The sequence below is a fragment of the Pyrococcus sp. ST04 genome, from assembly GCF_000263735.1.
Lineage (GTDB): Archaea > Methanobacteriota_B > Thermococci > Thermococcales > Thermococcaceae > Pyrococcus.
Genome location: NC_017946.1, coordinates 443,077 through 468,237, shown reverse-complemented (window position 1 = coordinate 468,237; position 25,161 = coordinate 443,077). Strand labels below are relative to the sequence as shown.

The window sequence follows — 25,161 nt, the reverse complement described above, 5'->3', positions numbered from 1 at the left end:
AAGCATACATGACATTCCAACACCACCTAGAGTTGCTTTCATAACTTCTTCAACTCCCTTATGGCCCTTTTTAGCTCCACCATAACTCTAAATAGCAAACTCACAACAAAGCCAATCACAGCAAACTGAACGCCCATTAGTACAAATATTGCTGTCAAAGTAGCCAAGAGGTAATGAGTTACCCCCTTAAGCCACTCAGAGACAACATATATTCCAGTGATTAATCCCAATATCGAGAACAATATGCCAAGGAGATAAAAATACCTGGCAGGATTGTACCTCACCAGGAGTTCAATTAAGGCTTTCCCTATCCTGAGGCCATCCCTTAGTGGACTTAATTTGGTATCCCCAGCTCTCCTTCTGTAGTTTATTGGGACTTCAACGATCCTGTAACCCTTCGCGAGGGTCTCAACAGTTAGCTCCGCCTCAACTTCAAACCCATGTTTCTCCAGCTCAACGCTCTTGTAAACTTCTTTTGTTAGGGCTCTGTATCCGCTCAAAATGTCGTACAGATTATGCCCATATAGAAACCGAAATACCCAATTTAATATCTTGTTTCCCAGCAGGTTTAACCTCGTGAAGGCTCCTTTCTCATAGTTTACCAATCTGTTTCCTATTACATGATCAGCTATCCCCTTCCTAATTGGCTCGAGCATCTTCTCAATGTCCTCGGGAGGGTAAGTACCATCTCCATCGATGAGAACCACAACATCACTGTCAACCAAATTGAAGGCTTCAGCAACCGCTTGGCCCTTTCCCCTACCGCTCTGTACTATAACCCTCGCTCCTTTCTCTCTTGCTATCTCCCTGGTCCTATCCTTACTGTTTCCATCTATAACAAGAATGTTATTGTATCCAAGCTTTTTAAAACTATCAATGACATAGCCAATTCCTTTTTCCTCATTTAGTGTCGGGATTATTATCGTAACTTTTGAAGGATCAAGCTTTTCTTTCTCATACATCAGACTTACCTCCACGATATTCATCTACTTCCTTACCAAACTTTCTCGACAACCCCTCCACTGTACTCCAGGAAGTACTATTAGTGTTTTTTATGATACCTACCAACTTCGATGTGTAATCTGAAGGTTAAAAATTGAACTATTATTTACAACAACATTTTGGAACTTATCCATTATTTCGTCTCTCCTTGAAATTCTTTAAATTATGCATATGACGCACATTTTAGTTTACTATGATTGATCAAGTTAGACTTTTCTCATAAATTACTCTGCCTCTAATAGCACGATCCCATAAAATGATATCTTCCTAAACCTTAGCCCCTATCCTCCTGTAAGATATGTATGCAAACTCGCAATTATCTCCCACTTAAATCTAACCTGAGAACACCCCTGTCCACTATCGTTCTTCCCTCAGCATAAGCATACCTAACGACCACGCTCCCGTTCAGGTCAAGGGGCAGGAGAAACTCCTCCTTACCCTTTACGGAGTACCACTTCTTAAAAACTAAGGTACCGTTGTCGAGGAAGCCCCATATCCCAAGGCCAGTTCCCGTTGCATTATTGAACCTTAGAATAATCCTCCCGTCCACTCTCTCCACGGCAACATTTGGATGTTGCAATCTAAATATCTTTATTATCCCACCATCCGAGTAAACTAGGCTATATTTTTTACCTCCATTCCCCACAAACAGCCTAGCTAGAGTCGTGTTGTACGTTTTCTCCGTCATAAGGAAGGCGTAGTTGTAGTTTAGGTTTACGTACAAGTAAGGTCCTGAATTCGAGAATCTTAAGAGTGGAACCCTCATAACCCTTGTTCCCTTTTCCACGAGGAGTTCTCTTGGATACCTAAAGGTGTTGCCAACACGAATCGTAACATCCCAAGCGTTCGTTCCTGGTTTGATAATAACAGCATAGAGGTTGTTCTCAAACATCATAACGTCGCCAAGATTAGCTGTCATAGGGAGCACGGAAAAGCCATACCCCTGCATTGTAATGTTAGCCCACCTCTTGCTGAGTCTTGCGGTGTCGAATATTGCCTGTAGTTTTAGGAAGTCATAGTAGGATACAATGACATAATCAACTCCAATACTCTGGGCCCACTTCCAGTCAACCAAACCTAAAAGATATGCAGCAACCCAAGCACTTGGACTACCCTGAGCCACTGGGGCTCTCCTCGCGTAATAAGTAACCCAGTGACCATAGTCCCACCAAGTTAAGATTACATCATTTTCATTTGAATTATTCCTCAGCCATTCGAGGGCCTCAACCCAGTGCTCATTGATAAGGGGCTTCATCTCCCAAATTGTTTTAAATGCCAAGCCACCAGAGATTGAAGGAATTAAAATGAGCAAAGCTAATGTTACTGCAATTAACTTTCTTCCAGAGAGTTTAGGCTTAATGAACTCATAAACCTCCAGAATGCCGAAACCAGCAAGGAAGGCTATTGAGGGGGCGGAGATGAAGAGAAACCGGGTCCAAATGGAAAGCATATAGAGGGTCGGAAAAATATATCCAAACATCAAGAAATCCCCCAGTGATATCCTCCGGAAGCGGAGGAGGTAAAGAGGAATAAGAAACAAAGTTATATTATAAGCAGCCCAAAGGTCATTAAAGCTGGGAGGATGAGTTTCTTGTATTGGAGACTCCTTGAATATGCCAAACCCCGTTGATAAGTCTTTGAGGGCGGGAAACTTAAGGAAGAGAACCGTTAAGCCGAGTATTGTTAGTCCTACAAGAACAGCCTCTCTCACCCTAGTGTTCTTACTAAACCTCGCCGTTAGGTAAAGTAGGAAAATGAAGACGAGGGAAAGGGGAAGGAGGTACTTGAGATGAATGAGAAGGTAAACGTCCTTTATGAAGCCGAAGGTTAGGTTTAACTTTTTGGCGACAATCTTGCCAATCCATCTATAATATCCGAGCATCCCATAGTTGAGCTTTCCTCCAATCCAGTTAGCAATTAATGCTCCTAGTGCAGTGGAAAGAATTATTAAAAGGGAATCGATAAAGTACTTTTCCTCTTTAAGGTAGGCCCACACGGCCAAGAAAAGTCCCGAAGCTAATATGAAGATGAAGATTGGATAGTAAGCCTGCCAAAAAGCTGCAGAAAAACCCGTAGCAAGAGCTGGAACTAAATAAAAAGCGTACCTCCACCTAGCTTTCAATGTTAAAGCGTAGGCGATGCCCAGCAGTGCAACAGAGTACCAGAAGAGCATATAGTTGTCACCCCTGTAGTAGTTGGCCATGGATCTAAACATGTGGCCGTAGCTCATCGAAAGTAGTAGAGATGATAGAAAGGCAACCCTATCGTTGAAGAGCTTTCTGAGGGAGAGGTAAAAGAAAACTATAGTTAGAACTCCAAATATCACTGGAGTTATCTTGAAGGTCGTCACCAACGAAACGCCGAAGGGCGCTAAGATCTTGTATATATAAGCGGGGGTCATCCAGAGACCGAGGGGGTGGAAATACTTTATTTGAAAGCCCCACGGCCCATGGGCTAGCGTGAAGAAGTTGAACCACTTCCCAGCTTTCAAAGCTTCCTCTATGTAGGCTAGGTGAAAGTAAGGGTCGAAGCCAAGGAAGTACTTAAACCTGAAGGTTACCATTCTAAAGAAAGTTGAGATGATGACAATTATTGGGATTGCATACTTTGGTTCCTCAATTTTTGGATACCTCAAAGGTCTAATCCCCCCTTTGAATCTTCGCATGCCCCCCAACGAGGCTCTTCCTAAGCTCGAGGTTCCTTATCTCACACTTCTCGTCTATTATCGACCTCCATATAGTAGAGTTCCTAATAATCGTTTTGTCGAATATTATTGAATCGCTTATGTCGGAGTTCTCTATAATGCACTCTTCCCCGATGTAGGCATAGGGCCCTATTATCGACCTGCCGAGTATCTTCGTCCCCCTCTTTATCACAACGGGGGGAATTATTTTTGCGTATGGACTTATCTGGATCTCCTCAATTATGCTGTCCTTGAGAAACTCCTTTAGGGCTTCAAGGTAACTGTCAGCGCTTCCGATATCGTACCAATATCCACTAAAGCGGTAGGCGTAAATCTCTTCTCCCCTCTCAATAAGCCACTGGAGGAAGTACCCGGGAGCGTCCTTGTTACCGTTTTCCAAATATTCATAAACGAGTCTTATGACCTCAGAAGGGAAGGCATATATTCCCGTGCTGACCAATGTTGACTTCGCAACTGGAGGCTTCTCCTCAAAGCTAACAACCCTGTCACCTTCTAGGATGACAACACCGTACCTCTTGGCGAGTTCTGGATCTCCTATATCGTAAACGGCCGTCAGAGTTTTTCCCACTTCCTTAAACTTCTCCAAGAAGTCCCGCAGGGAGAGGGAAAACAGATTATCCCCAGCTATTATCAGGTAATCGTCTAAGCCCAAGGTCTCCAAGGCATTCCTAATAGCCCCTATAGTTCCTAACTTTTCCTCCTCCTTGTAGGTTTCCTCAACGATGAGCTCTACCCCATACTTTTCCGCATAATTCTTGAAGTCCTCCTCGAAAAACTTGTTCGTGGAGATGTAAACGGGAATGTTAAGATCGAGGGCCTTTTCTAGAATGTACTCGAGGATAACTTTATTTCCCACGGGAAGGAGGGGCTTGGGTTTGCTCTTGGTGATTGGCCAAAGCCTAGTGGCGTAACCACCGGCCATTATTAAAGCCTTCATTCAACCACCAAAAACATAAAATTAAGTCCGAGATATTAACCTTTCGTAGAGCTCTTCAACCTTCCTTGCAACATCCTCTGGAGAAAAGCCGGCCTTAACGGCGAGCCACACGGAACCTCCGGCACCGACGCCCTCTTTTACATAGCCCTTCTCATAATCTTGAAGGCCCCTGTACTTAAGGCCACTAAAGTCCAAATCTGCAGAATACGTTATTATTCCGATCTCTCTGGCAGTCTTGAGGAAGGTAGCGCTCTCGTCGTTAACTACCCACTTCGTCGTTGCTATCATGAACCTTGACAAGTCCTCTCCGAGAGCTTTCAGCAGGGCTGCAACGGCAAGCATTTGAGTTCCTCCAGCTAAAACAACGTCCCTCTTAAAGCCCATTGATATTCCGAGAATCGTTGCGAGCGTTGGATCCCCGAATTCAGCTAATGCTTTAATAGGCTCGTTTTTAAGGTCTCCATTCTTTATTCCGACCCTCTCAAAGCCTTCCTTTATCACCTTCTCCTTAAGCTCCTGGGGATTTCTCGGAGATGCTGAAGAAGTTTTGGCATCATATCCCAACGCCCATAGCACCGCTTGGGCCGTTGTCGTTCCTCCGGGCGTTGATTCGCCTATTACTAGTTCCTTGATGTTTGTTCTGTTCAGTTCTTCCCCTAGGAGCTTTGTCCTCTCGATTATTTCCTCGACTTTTGGAATTGCTTTTTCCTTCCTGAAGTCCCTTCCAACGATATCACTTATGTGAACGTGTGGGAGGAGCGGGGCCAGGTAGCTTCCACCCCTGACAACTAAAATCGGAAACTTCGCGAGCTCTCTGGATGCTTTAGTTATTATTGCCGGTGTGGGATGGCCCTCGGGCGTTACAGGAATCGCATTTATTATCCTTGGCTTCTCATAGAAGAGATACTCGGCATCGGCTGGGGGAGTGAACTTTGTAAGTTCAGGAGTTGCTCCGGCCACACTTATTCCAGGAATGAGGCTAATCTCGGTGTTTCCCAATACCAGGAGAAATAGGCTCTCCATGTAACCACCATCTGGATATTTTATCCTAACTTAAAAATCCTTTCTCCCAATCATTTTCGCGATCTTCCTAGCCAGCTCTAAGTCTTTGGGAGTATTAACGTTCAGGGCTAGGAGGGGATTTGAGAGGATGAAGAGCTCCTCCCCTTCCCATGAAACGGCGTTCAGGCCAACTATAGCATAGCCTTTGTAAGTTAAAGGCCTAAGGTCTTTGGGAATCCTAGATAGAGGAAGTACCCCAGTTAAACTTCTCCCCTTGAAGGCCTTCTTAAGCTCGTAGAAGTCGCTGGCCTTTACGAAGGGAACGTCGGCAACAGAGCTTATGAAATCCCCATACTCACTTAAGATAAACCTGACATCCTCAACGTACCCATCCCCTGGCGTTTTGATGATTTCTATGCCTTCTTTTAAGCACAGATCCCTAGTCCTAGGAGAGTTTTTGCTGACCGCAACATAGGTCTCGTCAACCTTTGAGGCCTCTTCATAGACCCAGAGGAGCATGGGCTTTTCCTTAATCTCAAGGATCGGCTTCTCCACTCCCATCCTCGTGGACTTCCCACCGGCCATTATGACTATCATCGCCCTAAGTTAAACGCTAAAGGCTTTAAAAGGGAAGTCCGATGAACTACCATGAACATTCCAGAGATGTTGAGCTTAATTCTCATCGGCTTCATCCTCAGGAGAGTTATAAAAAGCGAGAGGTTTTTCGAAGGCCTTAGGTTCCTCGTTAATGAGGTTCTTTTCGCACTCTTCGTCTTTGGAAACGTTGCTAGCAAGAATCTAGAGTACCTGCTAAGGATAAAGCTCGTCTTCCTTTACGTTTTTCTCGTCATAGGGATAAGCCTCTCAAGCTCGTTCTTTTACTCTAGGCTGTTTGTCAAAGACAGGAAGTGGATGGGTGCTTTAATGGTTCTGTCCTCCTATCCAAACACGGCCGCACTCGGCTTCCCAATAGCCAGCTTATTCTTAAAGGACATAACACCGGCGATACTCTACTCAACGACGAACTCCCTGATAATCCTGCCAATAGTTACCTTCATAGCGGCCCACTTCTCAAGCGAGAAGGCTTCAATAAAGGAAAGCTTTAAAAAGGCCCTGAGGTTTCCGCCCACACTCGCGAATTTGCTTGCCTTATCGCTGGTTGTAGCCGGAATAAGGCTCCCAGACTGGTTTCTTAACCCCATAAAAACGGTTGGATGGATGAACATACCGCTCCTCCTCATATATTTCGGCTCAAGGATTTCCCTGGGGAAGTTCTCCCCAAGGAGGCTAGCCGAGGTTGCAACGTTTAGAAGTATAATACCTTTTCTCTTCGTCTTCTTAACATTGAGAAATGCGGAAAGGGAAATATTCTATGCCGTCCTGGTGGAAGCTTCTATGCCCCCTGCAATAGCTGCGAATGCCATACTTGCCCAGTACAGGCTTAAAGCAGAGGAAGCAATAAGCGTAACGTTCGTTTGGACGTTGATAATAATAGCATTCTTCTCGGCCCTAAATCTCGTTATGAATGGCTAAAGACTAAGGCCAGTACCAAGAAGGTTCCTGCCCTAGTTATCTCAGCGATGGCTCCTATGCAGTCCCCGTTCAAGCCACCAAAGTTCTCTATTGAAAGATGCAACGCGTAAAGGCCCGGAACAAGGCCGAGAATCCCCAGTAGGGAAGGAGGGCTGTAATAAGCTAGAATAGCCAAGAAGAGGGCGTAAATCCCGAGCCCGATTAAAACATCTCTTCTCTTAACACCATCCATGAAAAACTTTCCAAGCCCTTCACCAAGGGGTTTCCTAGTTGAGATTGCCAGCAGCATTGAAAGCTTCGAGTTCAGCTCGCCGAGGAAAAAGGCCCACCACGGAACTAGGGAAAGGGAGTACGCTTGAATCATCATTACACTAACAACCGCAAAAACCCCGGCTATGCCAGTATTAACGTCTTTCATAGCCTTTATCTTCCTCTCCCTGCTCCCCTTAACCATTATCCCATCCGCCCAATCCGCGAGGCCATCGAGGTGCAATAAGCCGATTATGAAGTACAAAGCGAGCAAGGAGAGAACGTTTGCCAATGGAATATCAAGGTACAGTATTAGCATTGGGAGAAGGGACGTTAAAACGGCGATTAAAGGGAGAGCCCAGAGCTCTTCCCTGGCTTTCTCAAAGTCTCCCCTAAGTGGGATCCTAGTGAAGAAAGGGATGAGATTCCTCATTTGAGCACCTCAAAAACCTTAACCATGCAACCGGCTATCAATCCGCCTATAGCATCATCCAAAAAGGGAGGGAGATCTTTTAGTATCCCTGGCTTTCTTGTGTCGTAGTAGAAGAAGTTGAAAAGGGCTAGCCTTCCTCCTATGTACTCTGCTATTTCAATCCCTATAATCTCGTCAGCAACCAACTCCACTGGATCTCCTTCAACCTTAAAGTTCTCCTCGAGGAGCACTGCAGCTAGGAGTAAAGCTTGAACGTTGATGTCCTCTAGATATCTTAGGAGTATCCTCTTGAACATCTCCGCAACTTTTTCCCTCTCTTCCCCTATGTAAAGGTCTAGGGCGGTCGAAACTATGTCTTCTATCCTTATTCCCTTCTCCTCCAGCAACTTAACTATCTTCATCCCTCCTCCACCAACCTAAATTTGAGCCATCTATACCTTTCGTCCTCAAGAACTTTCTCCTTAACGAGCTTAAACCTCCTCGAGTACAGGGGAGATGAGAGAACCACCGTGTGGAACTCTCCAAATTCCCCAAGAGGATCAACGCCGGGATTATCATCGAGGAACTTGAGTAAATCTCCCTCCCCCTCAAAGGTGTAGCCTAGGTATTCCTCCGAAACCTTTCCCTTCTCCACGGCTATTATAGAGTACGAGAACCCGCTTCTTAGTATTTCCCTGGCGAGCTCCAGCGTGTTCCTCCCAAATATTGGCTCGACTAACTCTATGCCCGCCTCTCTAGCTATCCCCTCAAGCCACCTGTAGTGATCCTCTATCTTAACATCCCCAGCGACGATTGCTTCAACGCTTAAGGCCTTTAGCAACTCAACCAGCTCCTCCCTTCCCCTGACCATGTCAAAAGTTATCATTGCCTTCCCCATTGCGTTAGCTATCCTCCTTAATGAGGGGAGGTTCTCGTAGTGGGGGGAGATACCTATGGTGGTTTTGAGGGCCAGGAGATAAGCAACGTCATACCCCATGTTCTCAGCCAGGTATATTGAGTACAGACCATCCTTTCCCCCAGAAAACAGGGCAATTGCCCTCATTTCACCACCTCCTTGCTATGAATCCGATCTTTTTCTTTGTTGAGAACCCTATAACTTCCTTGGCACTCCCAAATGGATATTCGGGGACCTCATATATAACCACGTCCTTGGAGAGCCTATACTCTAAGGCATTTTCAAAGACCCGGGGAAGCTTCCTAATTACCTCAACGTACCCATCAAAGCATCTTGGAGGATCTTTGACATCACCTAGGAAGAGCTCCCACTTCATGAGCTCTGCAACAACCCTGAAAGGTGCCCCAGTCTCTTCTATTATCCTCCTGACCGACCTCACCAAGTAGGGAAACAGCCTGTCCGTAGGTTCTATGTCAACACCCAGGGAAAACATAGGATCCTTAAAGTATTTGTAGTCTCTATTCTTGGACACTATGAAAAGCCTAGGCTTTATTATCCTGTTGGCCCAAACTAAGATTTCCTTCGGGATTCCAAACCTCCTGTCGAGGGAGAATCCCTTCTCAAGGTCAATATTCTTAAGCATGTTCAGCTGAAGCAACTCCCCTCCGAGGAACGCATTTCTCTCCCTTAGCAGATCCAAGACATCCTTAAAGTCTGAAAAAGCCCTTAAAACTTTCTCATCTTTTTCCTGGGAAAAGAATATCAGGGAAGAATCCGCAAGGCTCTTTATAACACTAGCTTGAATAGTCAGGAGATCTTCTAGATTCAATTCTTTTTTGGAGAGCTCTTGGAAAGTTTCCTCCGCGATCCTCAGGAAGTGTTCACCGAGATCCATCAAATGAGTTATAGCCCCAGACAAAATAACCTTTACCATACTTTTAAAGACCCAATACATCGAGTATATATTCCACATCAAGACTCTCTTTAACGATTCTTGCGAACTTCTCTATCTCTTCCTCGATGCTCCAGCCTAATATGCTGATTGGTTCAAGTCCCTTCTCGATCCTTAGAATGTTTAAAAACCGCCTCGTGAAAGTGAAGTTATGAAATATCCCGTGTAGATACGTGCCAAAGATTCTCTCCCCAACAGCACCTTCAGGCTCGAAAGTTTTAACCCCATTTATCTCGCGTATCACAGAAAAGGGCCTCACCGAGGTTGAACGACCCATTCTTATTTCATATCCTTCAACCATCATTCCTCTCATTGGCTCCCAGAGGAGCTCAGCCTTCAAATGATTCGTCCTTTTTATGGGTGCAAAGATCGTCTTAACAGGAAGGAGACCAATTCCTTTAACCCTTCCGCGCTTTGATTCAACCTCATCAACTATTTCCTCACCCAGCATCTGAAAGCCACCACAGATTCCCACGACAAAAGCTCCCTCCCTATGCATCTGAACTATGGCATCCTCTATCCCGTTCTCTCGCATCCAAAGCAAATCTTCGACAGTGTTCTTGCTACCTGGAATAATTATTACATCTCCCTTTATTTCCTCAGCTCGCGTGACATAATCAATACCGTTCGCCCAATGAAGCGGCTCAAAATCAGTGAAGTTGCTCATGTGAGGCAACTTGATAATCTGGATGTGTAGATCGCCTTTCACTTTTGGAAACTCCGTTAGGGAATCCTCTTCTGGAAGACGATGCTCTACATAAGGAATCACACCAAGAACTCTTTTTCCGTATCGCCTCTCCAAGTATTCAAAGCCAGGCTCGAGTAATGAAGGATCCCCACGGAACTTGTTGAAGACAAAACCGATGATAGAGTTCCTTTCTTCTTCGCTCAAGAGCTCCATTGTGCCAACTATTGAGGCAAAGCTTCCTCCACGATCAATATCAGTAACGAGAATTGCCTTAGCCCCAACACGCCTCATCACGCGCGTGTTAGCTATGTCGTAGTCCTTGAGGTTTATCTCAACAGGTGAGCCAGCACCTTCAATTATCACCAGATCGTGTTTCCTCATGAGTTCATCAAGGACTTCCATTGCCTTCTCGAATAGTTCTCTTTTCTTAGAAAACATGTAACTTCGAGCAGAGACACTTCCAATGGGCTTTCCCATAAAGACGACTTGACTCCTCATATTGCCCTCGGGCTTAAGAAGTATTGGGTTGAACTTCACGGAAGGGCTTTTCCGGCATGCTATTGCCTGCAAATACTGTGCACGGCTTATCTCACCTCCTTCAATGCTTGGAGCTGAGTTAAGACTCATGTTTTGGCTCTTGAAGGGAGCAACATCGTATCCCATGTTAGAGAAGATTCTGCAGAGGGCCATGGCAAGGAGGGATTTTCCGGCTCCTGATGAAGTTCCAAGAACCATGAGAGCCTTACCCATCCAATCACCACGAAGAATTGGCGGGACAAATATAAACATTTTTGGTTAAATAATCCAAGGAGGAATGTTTAAATGGAAAAGGTCATGATCCTACTATTCGCCCTCACCTGGGATCTGTTCCTCGGCGAACCTCCAGCATTAGTCCATCCAACCGTCTGGTTCGGAAGATTAATTGAATTCCTTGACAAGCACTACAGAAGAAGGAACCCAAAGGCTGATTTCTTTGCCGGTGTCCTTTCGTCACTTTTAGTCGCTGCCTTTGCCTTAGTTCTCTCAAACACTCCTAAAATTCTCCCAAACTGGCTTAGCTTTATCTCAGCAATCTACTTCCTAAAAAGCTCTTTTGCCATAAGAAGCCTCGCTGAGCACATAAAAAACACAATAAAAGAGGATATCGAAGAACAAAGACGGTACGTTGCTATGGTAGTTAGCAGGGACGTTTCAAAGCTCGATAAACCTCATCTCAATTCCGCCGCAATAGAAAGCCTTGCCGAGAACATCAACGACAGTGTGGTAGCTCCTTTACTATACTACCTGTTATTTGGCCTCCCTGGGGCGCTCTTTTACCGGGCAGTTAACACGCTCGATGCGATGATAGGTTATAGAGATGAGAGATATGAGTACTTTGGCAAGTTTGCAGCGAGACTTGATGATATCCTAAACTTCATACCTGCCCGAATTACAGTCCTACTCTTCCTCCCCCTCAATCCCAAAAAGGTACCCTCTTACTGGCGGAAGGCCAAGTTTAAGATAAACTCAGACAAACCCATAGCAGCTATGAGTGCTGTTCTTGGTGTCTGGCTTGAAAAGGAGGGAGTATATCGATTTGAAGGAAGAGAACCAAGGCTAGAAGACATAAGGAGAGCACTGAATGTTTACTGGATTGTGATTGGGGAATGGGTCCTAATTTGTGTACTACTGCTAACACTGGAGGTGTGGATATGCTAAGGCCGATAACCTTTAAAACCAGCCACGGTGGTGCTAGAGAAGAGGGGTTCCTAGATTTCTCAGCCTCTGTGAATCCCTATCCTCCTGAATGGCTCGACGAGATGTTTGAGAGGGCTAAAAGTTTGAGTGGACGCTACCCCTACTGGGAACGCTTGGAGGATGAGTTTTCGTCCTTGATAGGTGAGCCAACGACGATAACAGCAGGTATAACTGAGGCCCTATATCTCCTGGGACCCGCTCTGAGGGATAGAAGGGTCATAATTCCAAAGCATACATATGAGGAGTATGAGCGCGTTGCCAGAATTTTTGGCGCGAGGATTGTGAAAGGCCCCAACGAGCCCAAAAAGCTGGCCACGCTTGTAGAAAAAGAAAGCATTGTCTTCTTCTGTAACCCTAATAACCCCGATGGACGGTTCTACCAACCAAAGGAGCTCAAACCTCTACTTGATGCCGTCGAGGATAAAAGGGCACTTCTAGTCCTCGATGAGGCCTTCATAGATTTCGTGAAAGACGCCAAAAGTTCAGAAGGTGAAAACATCGTGAAGCTGAGAACGTTTACTAAAAGCTATGGCCTTCCCGGGATAAGAGTCGGTTATGTTCTCGGCTTTCCTGAGTATTTCAAGAGCATCAGGATGCCATGGAGTATAGGTTCTTCTGGTTTGGCCTTCCTCGAATTCGTGATTAAGGACAATTTCGAGCATTTAAGGAAGACGATGCCACTGATATGGAGGGAGAAAGAGAGAGTCGAGAAGGAGCTGAACGTTAAGAGTGATGCGAACTTTTTCATGCTCAAAGTTGGAGATGGAAAGACCTTCATGGAAAAGCTCAAGAAAAGAGGGATTCTAGTTAGGGATTGTAGCGGATTTGGACTACCTGAGTACATTAGATTCTCCATTAGGAGGAGGGAAGAAAACACAGTGTTAATAGAGACATTGAAGGAACTTTTAAGTGAAAGAGATATAACTACTACAAAAAATTAGGTAAAGAGAAGAGCTACTCAGATCTCCCATTATTTGGCCCTATGAGGGAGTAATAAGTCTTTCCAGCCCATAAGTAGAAGTAATTCTCGTAATTATTCACGTGGCAGTAGCAGAAGTCTTCACCGTAAACTGCATCTGGAGTGAATGGAACGCTAAAACTCTGATCAAGGACAATGCTAGATTCTTCATAGTCAATTGTCACATTGTATATCCTTAGTTCACCAGGCGTAGCAACGATGAGCTGGTAAGCGTACGTATTGTACATTAGCGAGAATGCATCAACCTCATCCTTGAACTCCACCTCTCCCCTAACTTCCAGCTTGGGCACCATCTCGTCATTTTCGTCATACACGGAGTACACTTCCAACCAGTAGAACTTTCCTTTATGGAACAATGTTATGATTCCCGTTTCCAAGTTGTAACTGATTCTTCCCTCTAGATCCTCCCCTAGTTTATAGAGGTGCCATTTACCGTAACCATATCTCCCGCTTGTGTCCAGGAAGTAGAGGGCATTCTCGGTTCTTATTATAAGGCCATATCCATACCTATCAACAAACACTGCCTCTATGTTTTCTGGCAATGTGAATGTCTTAGGTTTCACTGCTTCTAACCCCTCTTCATCAGCGTAGAAGAGATCGTCGTTAGAATATACAAAGATGTAGATTTTGGTTCCAGTCCATGCCACATAGTTGTGGTAATCTCCACTGGACATTGCCGTAACGCCCTCGACGTTTAGGCTCCAGCTCACCCACTTGGTGTATTTCCTTATGTATAATGTCGCATCTTCTCTGTTCACTTCGTCACTTTCAAAGTCATAGGCTAGGTATAATTTCCCGTCCGTCGATACAAAGAATATTTTACTTCCATAAGCCAAATCCTTGACACCAGCCGGCAGAATATAGACCTCACCGCTAAAGGAAGACGTTACATCCTCCCCATCAACATATTTATTTTTCAGACCCACCCCTGAGAATACGTACAGCTTATTCCCAACTGCAAAGTATGCCTCGGACAAATCTGAAACTTCATAGCCCCCTTTTCCTACGAACCATGGCTTCACATTTCTGAAAGTTGGAGCATCTTTTACCTCTATTGCAACTCCCTCAAGATTGTCCAGATGAACAGTTTTTATTTCAAAGTAACTAAAGAGATTTTCCTCCGGGGTTTCCGTTGTTGTTTTAGTTTTGGTTGATTCACTTGGGGCCTCAGTTTTTGTAAATTCTTCCACCTTTTCTCCTCCTTCTCTAATCCACAGATAGTAGAAGGCTTTATCTTCACCCCAGAAAGATACCATTATTCCCCCATTCTCCTCTTCCTTTGTTGCCACCAACCATGTAGGCCTTTCGGGTAATTCTCCCGAAAAAACTTTCTCTATTCTGTTTCCTGATATTGTGTAGAAGTCAATTAATTTTCCATTAATTCCACTTATCTCAACCGTTTCTAAGTCATCCCGTTGAGGAAGATGGATGAAAACCTTCTCATACCCAGGAAGGCTGAATTCCTTGGAGGATTCTACTTCTCCATCCCTAACCCAAATTAGCGTTAGTTTGCTTCCGTCATAGACCGCCACTATATCACTTCTTGAAAGCTGAACCGACATCATGTAGCCTGTTACTCTATAATTCTCGCTAATTTCCGGCTCGTCTCCCAGCTTTATGACAGTCAATCCTTCTCCGCTAAGGACGTATATACCATTCCACCCTATTACAACGTCCTTGATGTCGGAAAAATGGAACTCCTTAGGCGACGGCTTTTCTCCAATCCCTTCAAGTAGGTCATTTAGACTCTCTCCAGTAAATGTTAGGGTGTACAACTTTTTATTGTTCCATGCAACATAGTAGGCATATTCCATTGAATAATCCGGCCCAGAGATAAGTCTATTGGCTCCTAAATCCCACGTTATGTCACCCTCAACGTCACGAAGATACTGAACCTGTGGATTATCCTCACTAGGCCAGTACTCGTAGTTTGAGGAGTACTTGACTAAATGGAGAGTACCGCGCTCATCGAGTGCCACTATAGCCATTGGCAGTCCAGAATAACTGGCTTCCTTAAGCTCAAAGGGCACCCTTAGGGCAATATAATAGACCCTACCTACTTTTCCACTTTCAATGTACCCCCCACCATACTCAGGGGTGTTATTGATAACGTAAAGAACTCCTCTAGAGTAAAATAAGTTGTCTGGTGGGAACTGAGCCTTGAAAGAGTTGCTATCACTAACCCAGGTAGCACCCTCAACCCATATTTTCAGCCCTTTTATCCCGTTATCGATGCCTTCAAAATGTACCAGTGAAAAGATTTCCTCAAGCGTCAATGACTCTTCCTTGGGTTGTTCCTGGCTAGTGGGAGTGGGAGTCGATGTTTCTATCTGTTCTGAATATGTCTCTTGCTGGGGACTTCCTGTTGGAGAGGTCTTCCCCACACATCCGCTGACTACCACAACTAACATAAACGCTAAAGCCAAAACAAGGAGTTTCCTCATCTTAAAACCCCCCTTTCATGACGAAAGAGAAAAAAAGAAAGATTACTCAAAGTCGTAAGCATATCCATTAACGCTGAATGCAAACGCTTTACATCCGAATTCATTGCACGCTTTGACCGTAACCCTGTAGGTAGTCTCGTGCCTCCTTGCCTCGAGCTCCTTGGCATCTGCATATTCAACTGCCTTTTCGGTGACGTAGTCGAAGGTTGCATCGACGATCTTCTCCTTCACCCAATCAAGGATTCCTTCCTTGAATGCCTCTTTATCGAACTTTGCAGATTCTGGTGTGTCTATACCCTCAGGCTTTTCCACCTCCTCTTCAGGTATGAAAACTTCAACCCCACCAACTATAGTTTTTATGCCCTTTGCCGTCGCCACCATCCCGTAAATTATCTTTGATCCCAGGCTCTTGGCTTCAACAGCCTTGGCCGCTAGCAAGCCGATATCTTTGCCAGTCTTCAGTACCTCAACGGTGTCCTCGTACTTAGTGTAGATTGTTCCCACATCCGACTGACTGGCAACGATGTAGCGGTGGGGAATTATTCTGGCATAAACATATTTGAGTGGTTTGGTCTCTCCAAACTCAATAATTCTCTTTTTCCTACCATTAACGAGGGCTCCTGGAACTATTATCGTGATATTTTTGCAGAATCTGCACTCAAGAGTTAGCCTTCCAACGTCCAGATAGTTGCTCCAAGTAGCATTTACAAGCTCAACTTGAGGAAGGGTTTTGTACTTGAACATTACATCATATTCCAAGTCTCTCCTGTGTTCACCATAATAAACCGATACCCGGAACTCTACAAAAGCCAGTCCCACATCGGTGAAGTTTTCAAGGGTTAACGTTTTCGTGAAGGTGTCCTCCGAAACCTCTGTGTACTCTGTCAGCCTGGAATAAAGTCCAATTTTCCTTGCGACGATTTCCTCTGTTTCATTATCTTTAATAATTTTCATTGGATGAGCTTTAATTTCGAGTGTAATGCTGTCAGTGTCAAGTATCATAGTCGAAGTTCCAGGTTTTATCTTCTTTCCGTTTATCATGAACTCAACTTTGTACCTCTCCTCGTACTTTGGAGCTTTCTTTAATTCTGGAGTTTTTTCATACTTGGGCTTTTGAACTGTAGAGAGTTCCTTAGGATGGCTTTTCGGATTTGTTGGGTCGGTTCCGGCTTCCTTCTCTTGGAAATCCGTAAACCCATCTCCATCCGTGTCTGGGTTGAGAGGATCGCTATACCTCCAATATTTCGTTTTAGTGGGAACAGTAAGGTTATCCAAGGGAATATTATAAGGATAATCCTGCCACAACGAAATGACTCCAAACTGGCCCATCTCCTCATAATCTGTTAAACCATCCCCGTCTGTATCAGGATTCTTTGGATCAGTTCCAAGTATATGTTCATAATAGTCGGATATTTCATCTCCATCGCAATCAATGTAGTAGGCACAGACATCCTGCTCATTTAAAAGATCTCCATCTATGTCATCCTTAACTGGAACTGGATCCTCTGAATCTATTATTCCATCACCGTCGCTGTCCGGATCGTTTGGATCGAGAATTAATGGTCTTAACTGATCCATTTCCGTCATGTCAAGTCTTCCATCAGACTCATGGACTCTCATTATCCACCTTATTTTTCCTCCTGGCTTTGTCCTAGTGATAACGGTGTAGTGCATCTCCTCGTAATCACTCAATCCATCGCCATCGCTATCGTACTTAGTCGGATCAGTTGGGATGCCAAAGTAGCATACCGCATTATCACTATGTATTTCCCCTTTCTCGTATCTCTCCGCATAATCTGCTGTAAATAATGGATTTAGATAGCTGTGCATTCCAGTACGAATATATCTTTGAGGAACGCTAAGCAACTTTAAGTTTAGCTCTAGGTAATATCTTAATTCCCTCATACTCGGGACACAGGTATCTGTAGTGTTAAGGAAGTTTGAGACAAATGCTCCCCACCATTCATATTCCAACCTATTCGGGACTGAACGCCCAAGAAACGCACTAAGGTTTTCAGTCTTTTTGAATTCATAAATCAGTTCGGGTAGAACTTCATTGAAATCACTTATGCCATCTCCATCCGTGTCAACATCGAAGGGACTGGATCCAAATTTAAGCTCAAGGTTGTCTGGTAATCCATCTCCGTCGGTATCGGGGTTATAGGGGAGTGTTCCAAGCCTGAGCTCTTCGTTGTCTGGAATGAAATCACCGTCGCAGTCAGGCGTAAAATCGCATGAGTAGTGGTGAACTCCCCCATATCCACTACTTACAAAATAGTGTTCATCTCCATCCTTAATACCATCACCATCTTCATCTGGGTTGAGATACCTTTTCATGTTTGAACCATGATGCTCCCATTCAAAGCCGTCGCTAAGCCCATCACCATCTGTGTCTGGATTCGTTGGATTTGAAGGAGGCAATTTATAGACCTCTGGCAACGTAACAACCTCAAAGTAATCACTCAACCCATCACCATCCGTATCCTTTAGGAGAGGGCTCGTTCCAAGTGCAAGCTCCTCACCATCGCTCAACCTGTCAGAATCAGTATCACTATCAAGTGGGTCACTCCCTATCATCACCTCGTAGCCATCTCCAACACCGTCATCGTCACTGTCAAAGGATACAGGGGAAGTACCATAGATATTCCGCTCCTCATAATCTTTTAGTCCATCCCCATCTGTATCAATGTCAGGCTTGCCCTGACTTATGACAGGAAAGTTCAAGGACATTGCAATGAGAAGAAGGAGTACGAACAAGAAAATGCACTTCTTCATCCTTCTTCCTCCGTCCACACTATCTTACACGAGTCCGTGTTCAAGAAAGTTACATACTTCCTCTGAATTAACTTCTCCTCCCCATTTCTGACTATGCTAGCGGAATACTCATACTCACATGCAACCATGTTAATGCTAACGATGGCACATGTTACATTCCTCACATTGAGCTGTTTAAAGTCAATCGCCCGATATAAGGCATTATGAAGCTCTACTAGGGAAAGCTCATCTACAACATCAAGATCAAAGAACTCTCTAACATCTCCCTCTTCTTCAACCCTCTGATAGTATGAGAGAACAACATCCGGAGCCCTGTCCAGACATTCAAAGGTAGCTTGTGGAAGTAGAGAGGCATTTACCGCAATAGTAGTATTCATAATGTTTGTCCTAATTACTCCTTTCTTTCTAACCGATATCTCCTCAGGTTTAGTGGATGAGGGAGTGTTATTTTCCTCAACTTCAGATGTTTTAGGCACAGTTTTTTCCTGCCCCTCTTTAGTCTTCGTAAGAGGTCCATAATTTCCTACACATCCCCCAATTATGACAATTGTTGTGAGTAAAATAATAAGAAAAGCAGAGAACCTCTTTCTCATAAAATTTCGCCCTCCCTCTCAACAAGCTTCTCATAGTTTGCGAGGGTGAAACGAAGACGAACCTTATCATCCAGGGAGAAACGCTCAGTTTTTATGTACTCTTCTTCCTCAAACCAACCTCTATCTTCCTCTTCTTCCTCGTCATAATAAGTATTCGGTTCCCAATATTCAACGAAAACTATCTCCTTCTGAGACTTCCTAAATAGGCCTACCTCAACGTTTTCTGTCCACACTCTCTCTAGAGGATACCAGTAGGTCTCTCCTCCTCTTTTAATTCCTATTTTTGGCTTGTAAGACTTTATCTTATCCCACTTCTCTGCAAGATCTCTGGCAGATATCTCAACTTCTTTTTCCCTTAACTGCTTCGATAAGTCCGTCGCTACCTTCTTTAAGGATTTGAAAAATCCCATCTTACCACCCCACTAAAGAGCTTATGTTCAATAACCAGAGAAACACTTCCCCCTCTACTGTCATCGGAGCTCTCAACACTAAAAAATTCAAAATCACAATCTAACAAAGACATTAAAACTAATACAAAGACAAAAGGGGCGCCCCAACTATCTGCACCTCCAAACATTTAAATTAATATTTTTTATCATTGAGGTTTATTACACTTTCTTTAGGCTGACCTAAAATTGTGGCATCCCAGCTTAAAGGGTAGGGTTTTCAAGAGAAAAGATAAGGATCTGAAAGCGACTTCAAGAAAACTTTTTAAGGCTCTAGGAGACTTAAGCTATTTGGTGGTGCATATCGTCCATCGCTCTCGAACTTAAAACCTACATAAGGACCGTTCTTTTCTGGGTTAGCTTGGAGTTTAACATTTTAAAAGAAACTATTTTAGGAAAAGGCAGGATGGTGGTAAACTATGCTACCGAAGAACTACGATCCAAATGAGATAGAACCTAAATGGCAGAAGTATTGGCTCGAGAAAAAGATATACAAGTATAGACTAGACGAAAAGAAGCCAAGCTACGCAATAGACACCCCACCACCATTTACGAGCGGAACTCTCCACCTCGGCCACGTTCTTAGCCACACGTGGATAGATATAATAGCTAGATACAAGAGAATGAGGGGATACAACGTCCTATTCCCCCAAGGTTTTGACAACCACGGACTCCCAACCGAGCTTAAGGTAGAGAAGGAATTCGGAATAAGCAAAGATGAGCCTGAAAAGTTCCTCCAGAAATGTATAGAGTGGACATGGCAGGCTATAGAGGCTATGAGAAACCAGTTTATAAGGATAGGATACTCAGCTGATTGGGATTTAGAATATCACACCATGGACGATGAGTACAAGGCCACAGTCCAAAAGACTCTCCTAGACTTCTACAAGAAGGGCCTCCTTTACAGAGAGGAGCACCCAGTCTACTGGTGCCCCAGATGTAGGACGAGCCTCGCCAAGGCAGAAGTCGGTTACGTCGAAGAGGAAGGCTACCTCTACTACATAAAGCTCCCCTTAGCGGATGGTTCAGGTTACATACCCATAGCAACCACGAGACCAGAACTAATGCCAGCATGCGTTGCTGTGTTCGTTCACCCAGATGATGAAAGATACAAACACTTAGTCGGGAAAAAAGTAAAGCTTCCAATATACGAGAGGGAAGTTCCAATCCTAGCCGATGAGGATGTCGATCCAAGCTTTGGAACTGGAGCTGTTTATAACTGTACATACGGTGACGAGCAGGATATAGTGTGGCAGAAGAGGTACAACCTCCCAGTAATCATTGTGATAAATGAAGACGGAACCTTAAATGAAAAAGCAGGACCCTATGCCGGGTTAAAAATCGAAGAAGCCAGGGAGAAAATAGCCGAAGACCTAGAGAAGATGGGGCTGCTCTATAAGAAGGAGAAGATAAAGCACAGAGTCCTAAGGCATACTGAGAGAAGCTCCTGTATGGCCCCAATCGAACTGCTACCAAAGAAGCAGTGGTTCATAAAGGTGAAGGACTTCACGGACGAAATCGTGAAAGTTGCAAAGGAAATAAACTGGTACCCAGAGGACATGTTCCTAAGGCTAAAGGACTGGGCAGAGTCAATGGACTGGGACTGGGTTATAAGTAGGCAGAGAGTCTTTGGAACTCCCTTCCCATTCTGGGTGTGTAAGAACGGCCACATAGTGCCGGCCAGAGAGGAAGACCTGCCAGTAGACCCAAGATTCGACAAGCCACCCGTAGAGAAGTGTCCCGTGTGCGGGGCCGAGCTCGAGCCAGTGACAGACGTCCTCGACTGCTGGGTAGATTCAAGCATAACACCCCTCATAATAACGAGATGGTACGAGGCAATGAAAGGAGACGAGGAAGCGAAGAAGTGGTTCGAGCATAATTTCCCAACAGCACTAAGACCCCAAGGAACAGACATAATAAGGACGTGGGCCTTCTACACGATATTCAGAACCTATATGCTCACCGGCAAGAAACCTTGGAACGACATAGTGATCAACGGAATGGTAGCTGGACCAGACGGGAGGAAGATGAGTAAGAGCTATGGAAACGTTGTAGCACCTGACGAAGTTATTCCTAAGTACGGTGCAGATGCACTCAGACTATGGACAGCCCTCGCACCGCCCGGAGAGGATCACCCATTCAAGTGGGAAACCGTAGACTACAACTTCCGCTTCCTCCAGAAACTCTGGAACATCTACCGCTTTGCCGAGAGACACATAAAGGACTTCGACTATGAAAAGCACAAAGACATCGAGCTAGAGCCCCTCGACAAATGGATACTCTCAAGATTACACAGGATAATAAAGTTTGCAACTGAGGAACTTGAGAAGTACAGGTTCAACCTCATAACGAGAGAACTAATGACGTTCATCTGGCACGAAGTTGCCGACGACTACATAGAGATGATAAAGTACAGGCTCTATGGAGAAGATGAAGAATCAAAACTTAAGGCCAAAGTCACCCTGTACGAGCTACTCTACAACATAATCCTCCTACTAGCACCCTTTGTCCCACACATAACCGAGGAACTCTACCACCACATATTCAAGGAAAAAATTGGGGCTGAAAGCGTTCACCTTCTCAACTGGCCAGAGGCCAGAGAAGACAGAATCAACGAAGAGGCAGAAAAAATAGGAGAGCTGGCAAGAGAAGTAATAAGCGCAATGAGAAAATACAAGAACTCCCACGGAATGCCTTTGAATGCAAAGCTCAAGCACGTGGCAATCTATGCAACTGACAGCTATGAAATGCTAAAGACCATAGAGAGAGACATAGCCGGAACGATGAACATAGAGAAGCTAGAGATAGTGAAAGGAGAGCCCCAGCTTGAGGAGAAAGTTGTTGAGATAAAGCCAAACTTCAAGAGAATAGGCCCAAGGTACGGTAAGCTGGTTCCAAAGATAGTCAAATACCTCCAAGAAAATGCTGAAGAAGTTGCCAGAGCAATCAGAGAATCTGGAAAGGCTGAGTTTGAGATTGAAGGAACAAGGATAGAACTTACTAAAGACGACTTAATGATAAAGAGGGCCGTCTTCAGCGAGGGAGAAGAAGTCGAAACCGCAATAGTCAGGGATGCAACAATCCTCTTCTTCGCCTGATTCCTCTTAATTTTGTTTTTATGAATTAGAAGTTACATAACTCTCTTCTAATTAGATAGGCCAAAGTCCAAAAAGTTATGAAGATAAATGCATATTTTCCAACGGGTGGGATCGTGCCATCTCCACTCGAGCTTTTCATGAAGAGGGCAGGGATCAAGGATGAAGTGAAGGAAGTCATCAATGAACTTAGAGGGAAGTCATTAAAAGAGATCCTGAGCTACGCACTAACCGGAGAGGTGGATTCCACGAAACTTTACAAGTTCCTCTACAAAAAGTTGCCCGACGGATATCCGAAAATGAAGTTTCTCGAGTTCATGAGAATTGAACAAGATCATGATGAGAAAGTAATGAGAATATTTAAAGCCCTATTTCCCAGAGAAGAACCCTTAAAAGTAGAGCTAAAAACCTGGCCGAAAATTTTTGAAGAGAGGGACTTTAGGCTCGAGAAAGTTAAAGACTACTTGGATGTCCTTGAGATAGGAATGGATGCAGAGCAACTTGCGGAAGGAGTTTACTTAATGCTAGCAGATATCCTAGAAGAACCAGACTATAAGAGGCTCTTCTTAAAGCTGGCCGAGGATGAAAGAGACCACTATAACTTCTTGAAAGATGAGTATGAGTTCTATTCGAGGATAGAGGCCGAGAAAAGTCTAAAAGAACTTATAGAAGAATTAAAGAAAGCTAAGGCTTCTCAAGCCTGAAAGGGCTTATATAATCCCCAAACTTTTTCCTAGCCTCAATTAATCTTTCTCTTTCCTCTTCAAGCTGCTTGAACAGTTCTTCAGGAATGTTATCTATCGGTTCATATATCTTCCAGATCCTGTCTATCTTCGCAAGCAACTCTGGAACCCTTATCTTGAACTGCCTCTCATAATCCTCCTTCGAATAATCCTTATTCAGAACCTTCTTAAACAGCACCTTCAAGTCCTCATACTTAGGAATGTAGCCTATAGGAGTCTCAATCCCCTCGACATCTCCATGAACCCTCAGCTCCATCCACTTCAGCCACACAGCCTTGTCAAGCTTCTCATTAAGCCACTGCCCATTCTCCCTGAGGAAATAGTTGACCGCAAATATCTTTGGCTTCTTCTTAAGCATCCTTCCAAACTCAAGGTAATTCCTTAGATAGTCGCCAATGTGAACACTCAAGAAGTCAAGAATTGACATTGGATTGAAAGCCCTAACCCCCTCCTTGCCAAGCGTTGCCGCCGTTGTCTCGCTCTCAAGCGCGGCTCCCATTGTTATAACCCCATGCTCCCAGCTGAAAGCCTCCCTCACCGGAGGCCACGTATCGGGATCCCTGCCACCGAAGATCATTCCGCCAACCTCAACACCGCATGGGTTCTCAAGGGCCTCTTTGTCCAGATTTGGAAAAGCCTCCAGCCTAACCGTGAATCTGGCATTCTTGTGGCTGGGTGGAATTTCCCTGCCCTCAGCGTCCTTCTTACCCCTCCACCATTTACCACTGTGATTCTCTCCCTCGTCCGGTATCGGAATCCCCATGCCATTCCAGTAAGGCTTACCATCCTTGACGAGAACATTAGAGAAAATTATCTCTACTGGAGAGTGGAGGACCTTCCATATTATTGGATCATCCTTCTCGTTTATTCCCTCAATAATTCCAAAAACGCCTATCTCAACGTTGACAGCCCTTGCAGTTCCATCTAGGTTCTTTATGAACACAAGGTCATCTCCTACTATGTTCTCCCACGGAATCATTGCCGTTGATGTTTTACCACACATGCTCGGATATGCTCCCGTGAAATAAGTCTTCCTGCCGTTGGGACCGTTAACGCGCATTAAGAACATGTGCTCACTAAGCCAGCCCTCCCTAACCGCCCTCTGAATGGTCAGCCTGAATGCAAGCTTCTTCAGCCCGATGGTGTTCCCACCGTACTGGGTGTTGGCAGAGTAGACGGTCTCATCTACTAGATCTATGTAAATCCTCCTCTTGTCAAGGTTCTTACTGGTCTTCCTTTCATCAAGCTCTCCAGCGGAGTGAACGAACTTTAGGAAGTTCTTAGTTGGACCCAACCTCTTAAACTCCTCGTATCCCTTCCTGTAAAGTAAAAACTCTGAGTGTGCAACGTAGGCAGAATCAGTCAGCTGCACAGCTGGAATCGTGAAAACAGAGTTTTTGAGCCCTAGAACGAAGAAACATATAAACAGCTCTTTTCCTCTCATTATTCCCTTCATTATCTCCTTAATTTCTCTAAGCCCCTCCTCTCTCTCCATGGTATTCAGAAAAGGAAGTGAGACTCCCTTTGGGACCAGAAGCTTGGTGTTTGCCTTATCTCTTGCCTGATCATAGTAGTTGTCATAGTGAACGGTGTGCCTGGGAGTTTCCAGCATTCTCTCTTCCCCATAGTAGAGGGCCTTCCACCTAACGTACTCCTCATCCTCCTCACTGTCCGTACAGACGAAAATCTTGCTCGGCTGAAGCCATTCTATCCAGTATGCAAGAAATTCGTGAAGATAAGGGTTATTAATTGCCTTAAGCTTTTCAAACTGCTCCTCTTCAAGGAGATCCTTAAGCCTTTCGAGCGCATCGCTCATTTTCTTCACCCTTGCTTAAATGTGTGCATTTTGACGTTATTAAATTTTATTGACTTAAAATACATATTATTACCAAGATAATTGTCAATTCTTCATAAAGATCTTAAATAAGGGGAAAATATGTCAAAAGCTTAATAC

Annotated in this window: 20 protein-coding genes; 5 read left to right on the top strand and 15 right to left on the bottom strand. The window is 44.5% G+C overall.

The window, feature by feature from the left end; translation table 11 throughout:
• Positions 1 to 38: 38 nt before the first annotated feature.
• The 5 genes from aglJ to PY04_RS02360 all read right to left on the bottom strand — a co-directional run bounded on the left by aglJ (position 39) and on the right by PY04_RS02360 (position 6,242).
• On the bottom strand, positions 39 to 962 hold the full coding sequence (aglJ, locus tag PY04_RS02380; RefSeq protein ID WP_014733585.1) for an S-layer glycoprotein N-glycosyltransferase AglJ: 924 nt from the start codon (positions 960 to 962) through the stop codon (positions 39 to 41).
• A 356-nt stretch (positions 963 to 1,318) separates the two neighbouring features.
• Positions 1,319 to 3,637 (bottom strand): STT3 domain-containing protein, encoded by a 2,319-nt coding sequence (locus PY04_RS02375; protein ID WP_014733584.1) that lies wholly within the window; start codon positions 3,635 to 3,637, stop codon positions 1,319 to 1,321.
• 4 nt (positions 3,638 to 3,641) lie between these two features.
• Positions 3,642 to 4,643 (bottom strand): sugar phosphate nucleotidyltransferase, encoded by a 1,002-nt coding sequence (locus tag PY04_RS02370; RefSeq protein WP_014733583.1) that lies wholly within the window; start codon positions 4,641 to 4,643, stop codon positions 3,642 to 3,644.
• Positions 4,644 to 4,664: 21 nt separating this feature from the next.
• Positions 4,665 to 5,666, bottom strand: coding sequence for a nicotinate mononucleotide-dependent phosphoribosyltransferase CobT (cobT, locus tag PY04_RS02365; protein WP_014733582.1), 1,002 nt, complete (start codon positions 5,664 to 5,666; stop codon positions 4,665 to 4,667).
• Between the two features lie 30 nt (positions 5,667 to 5,696).
• Positions 5,697 to 6,242 carry an NTP transferase domain-containing protein gene (locus PY04_RS02360; protein ID WP_048055910.1) on the bottom strand — a complete coding sequence of 182 codons (546 nt, stop codon included), beginning with the start codon at positions 6,240 to 6,242 and terminating at the stop codon, positions 5,697 to 5,699.
• A gap of 51 nt (positions 6,243 to 6,293) precedes the next feature.
• Between PY04_RS02360 and PY04_RS02355 the strand changes: the two genes are divergently transcribed.
• Positions 6,294 to 7,178 carry an AEC family transporter gene (locus tag PY04_RS02355; protein ID WP_014733580.1) on the top strand — a complete coding sequence of 295 codons (885 nt, stop codon included), beginning with the start codon at positions 6,294 to 6,296 and terminating at the stop codon, positions 7,176 to 7,178.
• Here PY04_RS02355 and cobS read toward each other — a convergent pair.
• The 5 genes from cobS to PY04_RS02330 are packed head-to-tail and all read right to left on the bottom strand — an operon-like array spanning position 7,165 to position 11,145.
• Entirely contained in the window at positions 7,165 to 7,860 is a 696-nt protein-coding gene (cobS, locus tag PY04_RS02350; RefSeq protein WP_014733579.1) for an adenosylcobinamide-GDP ribazoletransferase, read from the bottom strand. The two genes, PY04_RS02355 and cobS, sit on opposite strands and share 14 nt — an antisense overlap.
• Complete coding sequence (gene cobZ / locus PY04_RS02345) at positions 7,857 to 8,261, bottom strand: alpha-ribazole phosphatase CobZ (protein ID WP_014733578.1); 405 nt, start codon at positions 8,259 to 8,261, stop codon at positions 7,857 to 7,859. The genes cobS and cobZ overlap by 4 nt, the downstream gene beginning before the upstream one ends.
• Positions 8,258 to 8,902, bottom strand: a complete 645-nt coding sequence (locus tag PY04_RS02340) for an ATP pyrophosphatase (protein ID WP_014733577.1) — start codon at positions 8,900 to 8,902, stop codon at positions 8,258 to 8,260. The genes cobZ and PY04_RS02340 overlap by 4 nt, the downstream gene beginning before the upstream one ends.
• A gap of 1 nt (position 8,903) precedes the next feature.
• Positions 8,904 to 9,650: a hypothetical protein gene (locus tag PY04_RS02335; protein ID WP_014733576.1), complete on the bottom strand. Its 747-nt coding sequence runs from the start codon at positions 9,648 to 9,650 to the stop codon at positions 8,904 to 8,906.
• A 43-nt stretch (positions 9,651 to 9,693) separates the two neighbouring features.
• On the bottom strand, positions 9,694 to 11,145 hold the full coding sequence (locus PY04_RS02330; protein ID WP_048055908.1) for a cobyric acid synthase: 1,452 nt from the start codon (positions 11,143 to 11,145) through the stop codon (positions 9,694 to 9,696).
• Positions 11,146 to 11,217: 72 nt separating this feature from the next.
• On the opposite strand from PY04_RS02330, the gene cbiB reads away from it, so the two are divergent.
• Both cbiB and PY04_RS02320 read left to right on the top strand, forming a co-directional pair.
• Complete coding sequence (gene cbiB / locus PY04_RS02325) at positions 11,218 to 12,093, top strand: adenosylcobinamide-phosphate synthase CbiB (RefSeq protein ID WP_014733574.1); 876 nt, start codon at positions 11,218 to 11,220, stop codon at positions 12,091 to 12,093.
• Complete coding sequence (locus PY04_RS02320) at positions 12,087 to 13,073, top strand: aminotransferase class I/II-fold pyridoxal phosphate-dependent enzyme (protein WP_014733573.1); 987 nt, start codon at positions 12,087 to 12,089, stop codon at positions 13,071 to 13,073. Before cbiB ends, PY04_RS02320 begins: the two co-directional genes overlap by 7 nt.
• Positions 13,074 to 13,086: 13 nt before the next feature.
• On the opposite strand, the gene PY04_RS09360 is transcribed toward PY04_RS02320, so the two are convergent.
• From PY04_RS09360 to PY04_RS02300, 4 genes are read right to left on the bottom strand one after another with little or no spacing between them, the layout of a single operon-like run.
• Positions 13,087 to 15,555 (bottom strand): hypothetical protein, encoded by a 2,469-nt coding sequence (locus PY04_RS09360; RefSeq protein WP_014733572.1) that lies wholly within the window; start codon positions 15,553 to 15,555, stop codon positions 13,087 to 13,089.
• 42 nt (positions 15,556 to 15,597) lie between these two features.
• A complete protein-coding gene (locus tag PY04_RS02310) occupies positions 15,598 to 18,330 on the bottom strand; it encodes a calcium-binding protein (protein WP_014733571.1) in 2,733 nt (910 codons plus the stop codon).
• Positions 18,327 to 18,923, bottom strand: coding sequence for a hypothetical protein (locus tag PY04_RS02305; RefSeq protein WP_014733570.1), 597 nt, complete (start codon positions 18,921 to 18,923; stop codon positions 18,327 to 18,329). The genes PY04_RS02310 and PY04_RS02305 overlap by 4 nt, the downstream gene beginning before the upstream one ends.
• Positions 18,920 to 19,333: a hypothetical protein gene (locus PY04_RS02300; protein ID WP_014733569.1), complete on the bottom strand. Its 414-nt coding sequence runs from the start codon at positions 19,331 to 19,333 to the stop codon at positions 18,920 to 18,922. The genes PY04_RS02305 and PY04_RS02300 overlap by 4 nt, the downstream gene beginning before the upstream one ends.
• Positions 19,334 to 19,788: 455 nt before the next feature.
• Between PY04_RS02300 and PY04_RS02295 the strand changes: the two genes are divergently transcribed.
• Complete coding sequence (locus PY04_RS02295; protein ID WP_014733568.1) at positions 19,789 to 22,467, top strand: valine--tRNA ligase; 2,679 nt, start codon at positions 19,789 to 19,791, stop codon at positions 22,465 to 22,467.
• A gap of 113 nt (positions 22,468 to 22,580) precedes the next feature.
• The gene (locus tag PY04_RS02290) at positions 22,581 to 23,168 is read left to right on the top strand and encodes a ferritin family protein (protein WP_148265998.1); all 588 of its coding nucleotides are present in this window, start codon (positions 22,581 to 22,583) and stop codon (positions 23,166 to 23,168) included.
• On the opposite strand, the gene PY04_RS02285 is transcribed toward PY04_RS02290, so the two are convergent.
• Positions 23,149 to 25,023, bottom strand: coding sequence for a phosphoenolpyruvate carboxykinase (GTP) (locus PY04_RS02285; RefSeq protein WP_014733566.1), 1,875 nt, complete (start codon positions 25,021 to 25,023; stop codon positions 23,149 to 23,151). The two genes, PY04_RS02290 and PY04_RS02285, sit on opposite strands and share 20 nt — an antisense overlap.
• Positions 25,024 to 25,161: the final 138 nt, after the last annotated feature.

Coding starts and splice junctions, on each gene's coding strand:
- PY04_RS02300 (WP_014733569.1), bottom strand. CDS start 19,333: ATGGGATTTTTCAAATCCTTAAAGAAGGTAGCGACGGACTTATCGAAG.
- PY04_RS02360 (WP_048055910.1), bottom strand. CDS start 6,242: ATGATAGTCATAATGGCCGGTGGGAAGTCCACGAGGATGGGAGTGGAG.
- cobZ (WP_014733578.1), bottom strand. CDS start 8,261: ATGAAGATAGTTAAGTTGCTGGAGGAGAAGGGAATAAGGATAGAAGAC.
- PY04_RS02335 (WP_014733576.1), bottom strand. CDS start 9,650: ATGGATCTCGGTGAACACTTCCTGAGGATCGCGGAGGAAACTTTCCAA.
- PY04_RS02330 (WP_048055908.1), bottom strand. CDS start 11,145: ATGGGTAAGGCTCTCATGGTTCTTGGAACTTCATCAGGAGCCGGAAAA.
- PY04_RS02340 (WP_014733577.1), bottom strand. CDS start 8,902: ATGAGGGCAATTGCCCTGTTTTCTGGGGGAAAGGATGGTCTGTACTCA.
- PY04_RS02370 (WP_014733583.1), bottom strand. CDS start 4,643: ATGAAGGCTTTAATAATGGCCGGTGGTTACGCCACTAGGCTTTGGCCA.
- cobT (WP_014733582.1), bottom strand. CDS start 5,666: ATGGAGAGCCTATTTCTCCTGGTATTGGGAAACACCGAGATTAGCCTC.
- PY04_RS02295 (WP_014733568.1), top strand. CDS start 19,789: ATGCTACCGAAGAACTACGATCCAAATGAGATAGAACCTAAATGGCAG.
- cobS (WP_014733579.1), bottom strand. CDS start 7,860: ATGAGGAATCTCATCCCTTTCTTCACTAGGATCCCACTTAGGGGAGAC.
- PY04_RS02320 (WP_014733573.1), top strand. CDS start 12,087: ATGCTAAGGCCGATAACCTTTAAAACCAGCCACGGTGGTGCTAGAGAA.
- PY04_RS09360 (WP_014733572.1), bottom strand. CDS start 15,555: ATGAGGAAACTCCTTGTTTTGGCTTTAGCGTTTATGTTAGTTGTGGTA.
- PY04_RS02355 (WP_014733580.1), top strand. CDS start 6,294: ATGAACATTCCAGAGATGTTGAGCTTAATTCTCATCGGCTTCATCCTC.
- aglJ (WP_014733585.1), bottom strand. CDS start 962: ATGTATGAGAAAGAAAAGCTTGATCCTTCAAAAGTTACGATAATAATC.
- PY04_RS02285 (WP_014733566.1), bottom strand. CDS start 25,023: ATGAGCGATGCGCTCGAAAGGCTTAAGGATCTCCTTGAAGAGGAGCAG.
- PY04_RS02305 (WP_014733570.1), bottom strand. CDS start 18,923: ATGAGAAAGAGGTTCTCTGCTTTTCTTATTATTTTACTCACAACAATT.
- cbiB (WP_014733574.1), top strand. CDS start 11,218: ATGGAAAAGGTCATGATCCTACTATTCGCCCTCACCTGGGATCTGTTC.
- PY04_RS02310 (WP_014733571.1), bottom strand. CDS start 18,330: ATGAAGAAGTGCATTTTCTTGTTCGTACTCCTTCTTCTCATTGCAATG.